16 protein-coding genes are annotated in these 12,354 nt (G+C 34.5%); 3 read left to right on the top strand and 13 right to left on the bottom strand.

Annotated features, from left to right (window positions below):
• Positions 1-109: 109 nt before the first annotated feature.
• Positions 110-760, bottom strand: coding sequence for a hypothetical protein (locus QM717_RS18075; RefSeq protein ID WP_415039627.1), 651 nt, complete (start codon positions 758-760; stop codon positions 110-112).
• A 708-nt stretch (positions 761-1,468) separates the two neighbouring features.
• Between QM717_RS18075 and QM717_RS18070 the strand changes: the two genes are divergently transcribed.
• The gene (locus QM717_RS18070; protein WP_415039578.1) at positions 1,469-1,693 is read left to right on the top strand and encodes a hypothetical protein; all 225 of its coding nucleotides are present in this window, start codon (positions 1,469-1,471) and stop codon (positions 1,691-1,693) included.
• A 190-nt stretch (positions 1,694-1,883) separates the two neighbouring features.
• Here the strand turns inward: QM717_RS18070 and QM717_RS18065 are convergent, their stop codons facing one another.
• From QM717_RS18065 to QM717_RS18045, 5 genes are all read right to left on the bottom strand, one after another.
• A complete protein-coding gene (locus QM717_RS18065; RefSeq protein WP_415039625.1) occupies positions 1,884-2,288 on the bottom strand; it encodes a hypothetical protein in 405 nt (134 codons plus the stop codon).
• 183 nt (positions 2,289-2,471) lie between these two features.
• Positions 2,472-3,479, bottom strand: coding sequence for a hypothetical protein (locus tag QM717_RS18060; protein ID WP_415039623.1), 1,008 nt, complete (start codon positions 3,477-3,479; stop codon positions 2,472-2,474).
• Positions 3,480-3,868: 389 nt separating this feature from the next.
• Positions 3,869-4,768 (bottom strand): hypothetical protein, encoded by a 900-nt coding sequence (locus tag QM717_RS18055; RefSeq protein ID WP_415039621.1) that lies wholly within the window; start codon positions 4,766-4,768, stop codon positions 3,869-3,871.
• A gap of 632 nt (positions 4,769-5,400) precedes the next feature.
• Entirely contained in the window at positions 5,401-5,805 is a 405-nt protein-coding gene (locus QM717_RS18050; RefSeq protein WP_415039620.1) for a hypothetical protein, read from the bottom strand.
• A gap of 1 nt (position 5,806) precedes the next feature.
• A complete protein-coding gene (locus QM717_RS18045; RefSeq protein WP_415039618.1) occupies positions 5,807-6,073 on the bottom strand; it encodes a hypothetical protein in 267 nt (88 codons plus the stop codon).
• Positions 6,074-6,572: 499 nt separating this feature from the next.
• Here QM717_RS18045 and QM717_RS18040 point away from each other — a divergent pair, with 499 nt between their 5' ends.
• Positions 6,573-6,794: a hypothetical protein gene (locus QM717_RS18040; RefSeq protein WP_415039617.1), complete on the top strand. Its 222-nt coding sequence runs from the start codon at positions 6,573-6,575 to the stop codon at positions 6,792-6,794.
• A gap of 176 nt (positions 6,795-6,970) precedes the next feature.
• Here the strand turns inward: QM717_RS18040 and QM717_RS18035 are convergent, their stop codons facing one another.
• The 7 genes from QM717_RS18035 to QM717_RS18005 form a co-directional block, all read right to left on the bottom strand.
• Entirely contained in the window at positions 6,971-7,216 is a 246-nt protein-coding gene (locus QM717_RS18035) for a hypothetical protein (RefSeq protein WP_415039616.1), read from the bottom strand.
• A gap of 4 nt (positions 7,217-7,220) precedes the next feature.
• The gene (locus QM717_RS18030; protein ID WP_415039615.1) at positions 7,221-7,496 is read right to left on the bottom strand and encodes a CPCC family cysteine-rich protein; all 276 of its coding nucleotides are present in this window, start codon (positions 7,494-7,496) and stop codon (positions 7,221-7,223) included.
• Between the two features lie 177 nt (positions 7,497-7,673).
• Positions 7,674-8,075, bottom strand: a complete 402-nt coding sequence (locus tag QM717_RS18025) for a hypothetical protein (RefSeq protein WP_415039614.1) — start codon at positions 8,073-8,075, stop codon at positions 7,674-7,676.
• Positions 8,076-8,227: 152 nt separating this feature from the next.
• On the bottom strand, positions 8,228-8,632 hold the full coding sequence (locus QM717_RS18020) for a hypothetical protein (protein WP_415039580.1): 405 nt from the start codon (positions 8,630-8,632) through the stop codon (positions 8,228-8,230).
• Positions 8,633-8,800: 168 nt separating this feature from the next.
• Positions 8,801-9,736, bottom strand: a complete 936-nt coding sequence (locus QM717_RS18015) for a hypothetical protein (protein WP_415039612.1) — start codon at positions 9,734-9,736, stop codon at positions 8,801-8,803.
• Positions 9,737-9,916: 180 nt separating this feature from the next.
• Entirely contained in the window at positions 9,917-11,179 is a 1,263-nt protein-coding gene (locus QM717_RS18010; protein ID WP_415039611.1) for a hypothetical protein, read from the bottom strand.
• A gap of 172 nt (positions 11,180-11,351) precedes the next feature.
• Positions 11,352-11,798: a hypothetical protein gene (locus QM717_RS18005; RefSeq protein ID WP_415039609.1), complete on the bottom strand. Its 447-nt coding sequence runs from the start codon at positions 11,796-11,798 to the stop codon at positions 11,352-11,354.
• Between QM717_RS18005 and QM717_RS18000 the strand changes: the two genes are divergently transcribed.
• The gene (locus QM717_RS18000; RefSeq protein ID WP_415039607.1) at positions 11,787-11,978 is read left to right on the top strand and encodes a hypothetical protein; all 192 of its coding nucleotides are present in this window, start codon (positions 11,787-11,789) and stop codon (positions 11,976-11,978) included. The two genes, QM717_RS18005 and QM717_RS18000, sit on opposite strands and share 12 nt — an antisense overlap.
• Positions 11,979-12,354 lie beyond the last annotated feature (376 nt).

The raw sequence follows: 12,354 nt of genomic DNA, 5'->3' as shown, positions 1-12,354 counted from the left end.
GATCAAAGCGAACTGAGTTCTCTCTGCCAAGATAAAACTTTCTTCGTGAATCAACAATTTCCGGCTACCGAAATCCCCGCGATTACGGTTACAGGCTGTTACAAGACGTTTATTTTATCAAAAGTAATTCTGAAATTTTGAACTTTCTTTCGCTGCTGTAACCTCTTGAAAATTCTTTATAGTAGTTTTTCAAATAAATTATATTTTGACTTTGAAATTTGTCTATTACAATTCGTTGGCTATTATTGATTATGAAAGTCTTTGGTAAACTTTGTTCAGAAAGTTCTATTTTTATTTCACCATTTTCAGATCGTAGATTATTTAATTCAACACCATTGTCTTCTTCTTTGATATAAATATCCACTGGAAGGAAATTGTCAAAAATCTCATATTTTGCACTGAAAGTTACTGTAATTAGATTTTGATTATTCTGCACAGGTAGATATTCAACGGTTAAACTATCTAATTTGTGTTCTACAAATTTTAGCAGTAAGTAATCATTCTTTATTTCATAATTTCCGTAAGCTTGATCATCTAAAATAAAACTCCCAAGACATCTTGATCTGGTTTGCGATTTAATTTGTCGCTGACTTGCCATAATAGGAGAAAAACGAGAGTACTTAATATATCTCGCCTTATTATTGTCCAATATCGTTATTTCAGTCAAACTATCTTTGGTGATGAATGTCTTGATAACTTTAGTTTGAGAATAACAGCTAAAACCAAGGATGGTAAATAATATGGATATGAGTTTCATCATCGTACCTTAAATGTCTTGTAACGTTTCGCGCATTTGCGCAAACGCGGCGCAAGCGGAAATAGTTTTCTCTGCCTAAGATAGTGTTTCTTCGTGAATTCTAGAAGTTCAATTTACCGAAAACGAGCGCTTTGAGTAAATGCGTTGTTATATGGCGGCGCACCAAAGCAAATCTACGCGCAATACATTTTTTTAGACAGAAAGTTTGTGATTTTAGGATAAAAGCCCTTGAACTGAAAAAACTTGCTGGAAAGAAATGACAAAAAAACTCGGCAAACTATAGAGAAGAAGCACGACAAAGTAATTCGACAAGGTTTTAGTTTTTAATTTTCGCAGTCCAGAAGAAAACGTTCTATTTGGATAAACTTGCTCGTTGGCACTAAATACTCCGGCTTGGATTCTGCGCAAAGAAACTAAAAATAGACAAAGATATTCAAGCAGCAAACGATGAAAAAATTCAATTTTGACGGCGAAGTTCAGCGCTGTCATATAACGTTTCGCGCAACTACGCGGGCGCGAAAAAGCGAACTGCGTTCTCTCTGACGAATATAATGTTTCTTCGTGAAAGTAGAACGTTGTAGCCTGGAAAATCCAGCGCTTGCTTAGTTGCGCTGTTACATGGCGGCGCCCTCAAAGTGATTAAAAGATTATGCGCAAAACAAAAAAATGCTAATTAGTATTCCAGTCACACTTCTTTAAAATTAATTTCATTTGAAGAATGAACTTGTGGAAAGACAAAGTTTGGTACAAAGTGATTCGACAAAGATTTTCCGCAAAGTATTTCGCCAAAGATCTTCGATTCCAGTTTTGCGCAATCCAGGAAATGGAAAGTTTCTACTTTGGAGAAATTTACTTGTGCGCACAAAACCCACCGGCTTGGTTAAACGCAAAGAATTTAAAAAAAGGCAAAGAAATTCGACAAAGAAATTAAAATGAGAATTTCCAGTTTTGACTAATGTTGCTTGTTTGAATCAGCGCTGTCATGTAACGTGTCGCGCATTTGCGCAAACGCGGCGCCAGCGGAAAGAGTTTTCTCTGCCGAAGATACTGTTTCTTCGTGAATTCAAGAAGTTCAACCTACCATAAACGAGCGCTTTGAGTAAATGCGCTGTTGGCAGACGTGCACTTACTTTCTAAAATAAAAATGTACATCTTTTAAGCTTCCACTATATGCTCCAAAGTGCCCATTAATTTTGATATCGAAAACTCCGCTTAAACTTCCGTATTCTTTATTGTAAATGTTAGCACGATCGGATTCTACATTTAGCCATATTCCATTTTTTGTAAAACCGTGTTCGTAATCTTCGCGGCTAAAAAAGATTGCTGTTCCCTCAAACTCGGTCATTATATAACCACTAATTGTAACGCGTTTCCCATCATATTTTTCAGGATTAGCAATCAGTTGGATCATTGAAATTGAAACAGATTTTTCTTCTTTTATCGCTTTACGTTTTGCAATTGTGTCACTTTGCGCAAACGATGCAAATGAGAGTAAAAGAAAAATGACAGCTAAGATTTTACGCATTTTCATATTTTACGATTTTTTGTTTCAACGACGGATTTCGCGCATGTTTGCCAACGTTAGGCCGCTTCACGACGTTGCCGGAAAAGCGGACTGAGTTCTCTCTGCCAAGATAAAACTTTCTTCGTAAAAAACGAACGTTCAATCTACCGAAATCTAGGCAATGTCGATGAAACGGCGGTTATAGGCGGTTTATGCATTTTTAGATTTACTAGCTATATTCATACTTGATTTAGAAGGTTGAATAAATATATCTTTTGGGACATTATCTCCAAACTTTTTGAGCATTACCTTCAATTCTTTAATCTTATGAATATCTATTCCTAAATAAACAGCAGTGCCTTCCATTTCTAATTTTAATTCCTGTTCACCAGTTTTTGAAATCAATAAGCCTGATTCCCCTGAACAGATAAAAAATGTACTTGAGCCTTGTTTACATATATTGCTTGTCATATATAACCCATAACCCGAATTAGCCCAATCTCCCTTTGGTTTTCGCTTTTGACCTGGATAGACTTTCCCTGAGACACCTGGCTTTAACCCCCACCGTATTGCATCCATATCGTCTAGGAGCGAGAGTTTAGGGTTACTTGATAAAGCTTTTTTCAATCCGATTCCTTTGTCCAAAACGGCAAAATAAACTTTTCCTAGGCTTGGAATGTATTGAGCGCAAAAAGAAAATTCATCTCCCTCGCTATGTTCTACAATATTTCTAAGAATTTCACGGATAGAGTATTTCAAAATATCTGTTACCGTTTCACTTTTATTCTGAGTCAATATATTACTGATTTCTTCTGCGAGTTGTTCTAAATATTCAGCATAGTGTATTCCTGAATCTCGCGCGGTCTGCTTTATCTCACTAATTTTGAAAATCTTAATTGGACTATAGGTTCTCGATCCTGCTGCTTCGCCAGGATTTTTTCCAAAATTTGCTCCAAATGATTTGAAAAAGCCCATATGAGCCGGATAAGTTAAATGCTTAATATTTCGGGCGTGAAATTCTGACGTAGGATTATTTTTTTTAAAGACTTCAAGCTTGTAACTAACATATAGAAGAGAAAATGTGTCGAGAGTAGTGGTGTTTTTAAAGTCGAAAATATATTTTTTCTTTCCCCAAATTCTACAAAATGAATTCACAAATTTTATTGTGTCTTCAAAGATAAGTTTGTTAGGAGCATATATGATTTTTTCTTCGAGCATTATTTTGATTGAGATTCTATAAATCGCCTATAACGTTAGGCCGCTAAAGCGAATTTGTGAAGCCAGCGGACCGAGTTGCTTCAGCCGAAGATAGAGTTTTTTCGTGAAGAAAAAACTTTCCGCAACTAACAAAACGAACAAATTAGCTTAGCGGCGGTTAGCTCGCAGGTTGCCGAGCTTTTAAAACGGCAAATTTTGCGTTAGCCAAAGATTGCAAAATTTAAGTTTGGAAAGCGTCGCAATTTGCAGCTAACGTTATGCGCATTTGCGTCAGTCGCGGCGCAAGCGGAACGAGTTGTTTCTGCCGAAGATAAAACTTTCTTCGTGAAGATGAAAGTTCAATTTACCGAAAACGAGCGTACTGCGTAAATGCGCGGTTGGCTGAAGTTTTATTTGATATCAGGTAAGGCCTCTAATTTTTTGTTTGGGCCAAGAATAAAAAAATCAGCTTTAGTTTTTCTAAACTTAGATTTCTTCCCTTGTAAATCAAAAGCATTATAAAAGTCTTTATTGCAAAATATAATTAATTCAATTCTTGATTGATAATACTTAGACTTATCCTCGTTATAAATATGTTTTTGATAGATAAATTGAGTTTTGAAATTCTTTTCGGAATACTTTTTCTTTAATTCTAGATGGAAATCTTCTGCAATTTTTTTTCCTTTTTCTTCAACTATGAATGTAAATTCACCATCATAACTCATCCAATGTTTAGAAACCGTTGGCGCATTTTTGACTATTAGATTATTTTCAAGACAGATATTATAGATTTTCCTTGCGGCGGCAAGGTCAGATGTTCGGTAATGCCTATTTTTTATTTTTTTATCCTTTAAATATTCTTTCCATTTTTTCTTATTTACTAAGTATGAGAATTGATATCCTTTATCAAAAATTCTAACTTTATTTTTGAACTCTATTGTGTCTACCAAATAGCTGTCGAATTCGGAATTATTATTGTAAAACGAAATTTCTAAATTTGGAGTTGGACAACAACAATATGAGGTTTTTTCTGAACTTTCTAATAAATCTTCAAAAGTAGAAATTTGTGTGCTTTCAAAAAGCATTAGTGGAGAAAATGGAGGAAAACGTTCCTTGCTTTTTTTAAGACTATTGATTAAAATTTTGGTACAATATGATTTATTGTCTTCATAAGGTTTGAATACATAATTTTCAGAAATATCGCTATACTCTTCGCTTGTGATTCCATCACTTAAATTTTCTTGTTTTTCTGTTTCCTCTCTACATCCAAAGATTAAAAAAAACAAAAGTATAGATGATAGTTTCTTCATATGCGAGAGTTTTCAAAAATTTCAGCCAACGTTTCGCGCAACTACGCGGGCGCGAAAAAGCGAACTGCGTTCTCTCTGACGAATATAATGTTTCTTCGTGAAAATAGAACGTTATAGCCTTGAAAATCTAGCGCTCGCTTAGTTGCGCTGTTATATGGCGGCGCACCAAAATAAATCTACACGCAATGCAATTTTTTTAAACCTGGGAATTTTAATTTTTAGGAAAAAAGCCCTTTAGTTGACAAATCTTGCTGAAAAAAATGACATAGAAACTCGACAAAGGAATTGACAAAGAAACTCTACAAAAGTAATTCGACAAAGTTTTAATTTTCAATTTACACAATCCAGAAGGAATGTTCTATTTTAAGTAAACTTGCTTGTAGGCACTAAACACCCCGGCTTGGATTCTACGCAAAGAAATTAAAAAAATGACAAAGAGATTTAAGTAGCAACCGATGAGAAATTTCAATTTTGATGACGAAGTTCAGCGCTGTCATATAACGTTTCGCGCAGTTACGCAGGAGCGGAAAAGCGGACTGAGTACTCTCTGCCAAGATAAGACTTTCTTCGTGAAAAACGGACGTTCAACCCACGAAAAACCAGCTCTTGCTTAACTGCGCTGTTAGCGGTAGTTATTCAACAATATCAATGCTTTCGTCGTCTTCGACCCTTTGAGAATTTTCTTCTTTAAGACGATTTTTTATCTTCTTAATTGTATCCGTAAATGAGTCGTTTGATTTTATCCAAAGTATAAAACATACTAGGCCAACCAAAGTGGTTAAAATTGCCACTACTAAAAAGACTATAAATTTTACCAACATTGGCTCTTGATCTTTTGGGAAAAAGTCAAAAGTAAAAATTGTAACAAAAAAGGATATAGCTATTGATAAAAGAAAGATTGCAAAATTTAAAAATATGGAATTTGTCGAACCTCCTTCTATGATGTTTAATTCTTGCTCCGAAACTTCGTATAGAGTTAGCGAATCGAATTTCCCTCTTCTTACTGAATATGATTCATTCTGTTCTCCTGGAGCCATATTACAAGTTTTTTTTAAACCATTCATTACTCGCTTTCGCTCTGCGCCAGGCTGCTTCAACTCCTGATTTTACGATAAATATACGTCCAGTGCTTCCAATAAATTTTTCTAATTCATTTCTTAAGTCTGAAGCCTTTTTTTCAGTTACTATAGCCCAAGATGATTCAGTAATTTTGGCCCAACCAGAATACGATTTTAAGCTTTTATATAATTCGTCGTAATCTCCGTCATCACTAACATCATAAACTACTATATAGCATTTTTTCATTTAAATTTATTGTATTAATTCCTGATAAATATACGGATTCATTCTTAATAATTACCGCTAACGTTAGGCCGCTAAAGCGAATTTGTGAAGCCAGCGGACCGAGTTGCTTCAGCCGAAGATAGAGTTTTTTCGTGAAGAAAAAACTTTCCGCAACTACAAAACGAACAAATTAGCTTAGCGGCGGTTAGCTTGCAGGTTGCCGAGCTTTTAAAACGGCAAATTTTGCGTTAGCCAAAGATTGCAAAATTTAAGTTTGGAAAGCGTCGCAATTTGCAGCTAACGTGTCGCCTGTAAGCGAATTCGCTACCAAGCGGATTGAGTTTTCTCTGCCGAAGATAAAAGTTTCTTCGTGAAGAAACAACTTCCGGCAACTAAAAACCAGCGCAATTCGCTTACAGGCTGTTACATGGCGGCGCCCTCAAAGTGATTAAAAGATTATGCGCAAAACAAAAAAATGCTAATTAGTATTCCAGTCACACTTCTTTAAAATTAATTTCATTTGAAGAATGAAGTTATAAAAAGACAAAGTTTGGGACAAAGTAATTCGACAAAGATTTTCCGCAAGCATTTCGTCAAAGATTTTCGGTCCCAGTTTTGCGCAATCCAAGAAGTGGAAAGTTTCTACTTTGAAGAAACTTGCTTGTGTGCACAAAATTCACCGGCTTGGTTCAGCGCAAAGAAATTAAAAATGGCAGAGAAATTCGACAAAGAAACTAAATGAAAGTTTCCAGTTTTGACAAATGTTGCTTGTTTAGATCAGCGCTGTCATGTAACGTTAGGCCGCTTCACGACGTTGCCGGAAATGCGGACTGAGTTCTCTCTGCCAAGATAGAACTTTCTTCGTGAAAACCGAACGTTCAACTTGCCGAAATCTCGGCAATGTCGATGAAACGGCGGTTATACGGCGTTTATTATCTCAATTTTATTACAGCTACAGCACCACCAATAAATTTTATTCTCATCTTCGAGTTTCATTTTAGAGAATTTTTTACAATCATCACAATTCCCTTGTTGTGATTCATCTTCTTTAGCAGAATACCCGCATGAACAACCCCAAGTTGTTTCTAGATTGTTGTTTTCATCTTCATCGGTTGTCCAAGTAAATGAGTCGGCTTTGCAATTTGGACAGATTTGAGTGGCCATTTTACTAATCTATTAATTTCCAATTTTTATTTCTTGCTTCATGAGCGCCAGGCTGACGAACATATTTAATCATTTCTTTTTCACACGCTCCAAAGTTTTCAAAATTTATTTGAGCTTGACGTAAAGAAACTCTATTTGCGCCACTAATGTAATCTGGATTTTCTAGTTGAAAGGGATCATCTTCCCAATAACAAACTGTACAAATTGAATAAGTACCGTCTGGTTTTTCGTGAAATGTTTTATAACCACAACAAGGGCAAGCAAATTTTTCTGTTATCATTATAAATTCTCTTTTGATTGCGATTTTCGGAAATGCCGTATAACGTTTCTCGCATTTACGCAGGAGCGGAAAAGCGAACTGCGTTTTCTCTGTGCAATATAATGTTTCTTCGTGAGAAAGAAACGCCCGGCGACCTAAAAACCAGCTCTTGCTTAAATGCGGTGTTAGCGGCTGCCTTTAATTGAAACAAAGCTCAAACTTTTCTTTGTCCATTGACTTATTTTCTTTTTCTCTCAAATAAATTCCTTCATCGTCACAACCAAACCAAATATATCTTTTAGCGTAAACATGATCAACTTTGTTATTTCTATCTAGATTTACCCAAAGCATCGGGTAATTTTTCGAAAAACTTACTGGTCGAGAATATTCCATAACGGTTAACGTTTTTGATTGTCTCACTTTGATAGGTTTACCTAAAATTGAAATAACTTTTTCATATGACATTCCTGGTTCAATGCTTTCAATTTTCTCACGAGTTATGTTTTTAGCCAAATCTGAATTAGTTCCAAAAACTCTAATTATTAAAGAAAAAATCAGCACAATCAGTAAAAACGATAAAATTGCTTTTTTAGTTGTCATATTTAATAATTTGTTGTGAGGTTGCCGCTAACGTTTCGCGCAGTTACGCAGGAGCGTCAGAGCGAACTGAGTTCTCTCTGCCAAGATAAAACATTCTTCGTGAAAGACGAGCGTTCAACTTACCGAAATCTAGCTCTTGCTTAACTGCGCTGTTACCGGCTGGCTTTTTTGCATTTAATTTTTTCAGTTGTCTTATAAATTTCTCCTGGGAAAGCATCTGAAGAATAATATGTTTTCTGTACTTCACATTCACAATTATCTTTTTTCAAATTCAACACAACAATTCTTGGTCCCAATGGATGATTTCCACGTCCCCAATTTGTAATTGTAAAGCCTTTCTTTTTCAATATTTGCACTAGAATAAGCTTTTCATCTTCATCTTTGCTCACAATTTCTTTTGACTTCAAATCATATAAATCCTCAAGTTCTATAAACTTGTCATTAGAATTTTCAATTGCAAAGTCTACAACTTTTTCATTAAATTCTGTTGATTGCTTTTTAGTCTTTTCATTACACGAGAAAAAGAAAACGGATATGAATATTAATATGTATTTCATTTTGAAATGTAGGGTTTAAAGCTTGCCGGTAACGTTAGGCCGCTTTGCGCAGTTGCTGATAAAAGCGGACCGAGTTGTCTCTGCCGAAGATAGAGTTTTTTCGTGAAGAAAAACGTCCCGCAACCACAAAACCCAGCAATTGCTGCAAAACGGCGGTTGGTGGCAGTTTCAATTGGTTTTTACAAGATAACTTTTAAAATTACTGAAATTTTCTTCTACAGTAACTGAATACTGTTTGTTTGAATTTACAATTTTAATTTCAAGACTGTTATTAGTTTTTGAATATTTAAACTCATTAATTATATCACGATCATAAAATTTGAATTCTCCCTTTAATTTACCTTTTAAAATTTGGCTATTGTGACCTTCGTCACCCATATATACAGTTGTTTCGGTAATTTTTGAAATTTGATTTTGTTCGTTATAGTATATAAAATTATTTTGAATTAACTTGTCATTTCGAGTTACATTCCCAAATAAATAGCTTTTAATCAAATTGTTTTTTGCATCATATTTAAAAAATGTGATTACTTGGTCTTCACAAGTTCCAGATTGAAAATTGCATTTTCTTTTCCAAACGCACTTAACAACTCTTCCATTTTTGTCATATTCAAAAAGGCGCTCATCAAAGATTTCTCCATCAAATGAAAAATTTCTTATCCGCTCAATTTGAGAATTACCGTTGGTTTTAATTTTATTATATTTTGATTCTCCTAAATATTCATCACTATGATTTTTTAATGTGTCAATTTCGGACCGGCTTAAAAAGTTTGTTTTTTGGGAATTCAAATCAAAATAGGTAGTAATAAGTTTATTAGTTGGATAATCTTCAGTAGAATACTTTCCAATAAATATCAATTTACCTTGATCATCTATACAATTATATTGTAGAAGAGAAGGTTCGCGTAATTTCTTGGCTTCAAACTCAAAATAAATCTCCTGCTCTTTTATAATAATTGACTGGTTTTCATCTTGGAATACTAAAAGATTTAGAACAGAAAGTTTATCATTTAGGATTAGAGAATTTATATAATTGGTTTTTTTGCTTTGTGAAAAGCTCAATATTGGAATTAAAATAAAAGCTATATAATATTTAATCTTCATTTGTATTGAATTTACCCGATTTGTTTGGAAATTGCCACCAACGTTAGGCCGCTTTGCGCAGTTGCTGATCAAAGCGAACCGAGTTCTCTCTGCCGAAGATAAAGTTTTTTCGTGAAGAAAAACGTCCCGCAACCACAAAACCCAGCAATTGCTGCAAAACAGCGGTTGGCAGTAGTGATGCTAGAAATTATCTAATAAAAACTCATGTAAAAAATTTGCGCTCGTATGACATGCATACTCTTGCCTCACTATTGGTGCTTTGCATTCTGGTGAATAATTTGGGACATGTTCAGCATAGTCGGAAATAGATTTTATGGAGGCAAATTTCGGTTGATTTTCAGTTAAGGTGTTAGTACAAGCATAGTAAAAACCATAGGTTTCCATATCGAGTCCAATTAAACCAGGATTTTTTTGAGCGATTTCTTCAAATCGTGTAGCTGACCGTAATAATGCACTTCCTGAAACCGTTTTGCCAGAATATGCTTTAAGTTCGTCTGGAAATGCGGCATTATTAGCATGTTTTGATTTTATATCGTTCAAAGTAACTTGAATCTGTGAAAACAAATTCAATCGCGTTTTAAGCCATGAGTCAATAAGGATTGAAATTTTTCTGTCTTTTTCCTCTATCACTTCTTCATCTCCTTTGCGTTGAATGATTTCTGTTTGTTGATAGTCAACGCATTCGTCACAAATCAAGATATGTCCAAGTTTATGAGTTCGTTGTAAAGCTGGATTGCCAGCTTGATGACCAATCATAAAAATAAATTTTGGCCTATATTTAAGTATTAATTTTGTAGTGGTAGTGGACGCGGCTGGTAATCCTTGGTGATGAGTTTTTGTTACAACAATTGGAATACGTTTGTCATCTTTCTCAAAATAACCGGAATAATAAACATTTGAATCTTGAGGATCATAACCCTCGTCTTTTTTTTCTTTCAAAAGATTAATGACCGCATCAAATTCCGTTTGAGTTGCTACAATAATTCCAAATTTATCACCAAATGTAAGAGGCTCGGGTTTTTCAGCATCTAAATCTTTAGTTGCTAATTCTATCACTTCAGAAAGTTTTTCTTTTGCTTTTAAAAACAAGTCATAAATAAGCGTTTCCGCCAAACCAATGATAGAATCTTTATGAGCCTCGAATAAAGGGTTTATTAACAACTTTTCGGCTAGTTCAAGATAATCAAATGAACCCCTAAACGAACTTATTATTTCAGTGTCGGTTGCGGGATGAGATTCGGTGAGTTTAGGATATATTCCTTCGTATAGCTGGCCATGCATGTTCTCAACTAACACATAAAGCTCATTTTCGAAATAGGGAATTTTCCAACCTTCGCCCGGTTTGATTGATCGGTACAAACTGTCATAATCAGTTTGATAGTAGTCTAGGAAATTTTTAAATTCTGTTATTGATCGACGTATTTTTGTGTTGCTAGAAGCCATTTTGTACGATTAGGTTTTTATCATTACTGCCAACGTTAGGCCGCTTCACGCCGTTGCGGATCAAAGCGAACTGAGTTCTCTCTGCCGAAGATAATCTTTCTTCATGAAATAGGGATTTCCGGTGATGAAAATCTCCGCAATGGCTTGAAACGGCGGTTATGCGCGCCCGGTTTTAGTAATCTCCCCAACGATAATAAAGAATCATTTTATTTTTATTTAAAATTATAAAACAATTCTCTTGCGTTGATAAATTTTCATCTTCATGAATAGTTAATAAATCAGTTTTGAAAATCAAGATTCGAGAGTTTTTATATTCATCTAAATCAAATTTGTCACTTAAAATTCGAGAAGACAGATTATTTGCTTTCTGTATCTCGGCGCTATTTTTTTCACCAACAAATTTCCAGTTATTTTCTTCAGCGAATTTTACTATCTCTGACTTTTTAAAATTTTCATTACTTTTCCAAATTATCTCGCTAGTTCCTCCATATGGACCATGATCAAAATTTTCAGTTTTGATTTCTTTAGATTTAAAGTCTTTCCAAAAGTTTCCAGAAATCGAATTTCCACAAGAAGTAAATATTAAGATTGAAAGTAAAACAGTTAAATGTCTTTTCATGTTATCGACGAATTTTCTCTAGGGTTGCGCATAACGTTAGGCCGCTTTGCGCAGTTGCTGATCAAAGCAAACCGAGTTCTCTCTGCCGAAGATAGAGTTTTTTTTGTGAACGAAAAACGTCCACAAAACCCAGCAATTGCTGCAAAACGGCGGTTAAATGATGGTTTTGACGTTTTCTAATCCATATACCAATATAGAATGTCAGAGAAAAAAATCACAATTGAAATTAAAAAAGATAGGCCAGCAAATACAAATGGTTTATCAAAACTGCTTCTTCTATTTTTGATAACGTAAATTATTGAACAAATAACCCAAACACAAAGCGCATATCCAGTTGCTACAAAAGTCATCAAAACTATTGGAGAATAAAATGAATTAATTTCTAAGTTTTTAGGATCATTTAAGCTAGGAATAGGTAAGTGGTTTAAAATTGTAGCTGTATGAAAGTAAAAGGAAAGGATCGAGATATTGAATAACAAAGGAAAAATTCCTAAAAGATAAAATGTAATTTTCCAAAGTTTCAAGTTCATTTTTCTCTTTTACTTGGAAACGGAAA

Origin of the sequence: Flavobacterium sp., assembly GCF_047602195.1 — a bacterium.
Taxonomy (GTDB): domain Bacteria; phylum Bacteroidota; class Bacteroidia; order Flavobacteriales; family Flavobacteriaceae; genus Flavobacterium.
This window is presented reverse-complemented; position numbering and strand designations above follow the sequence as displayed.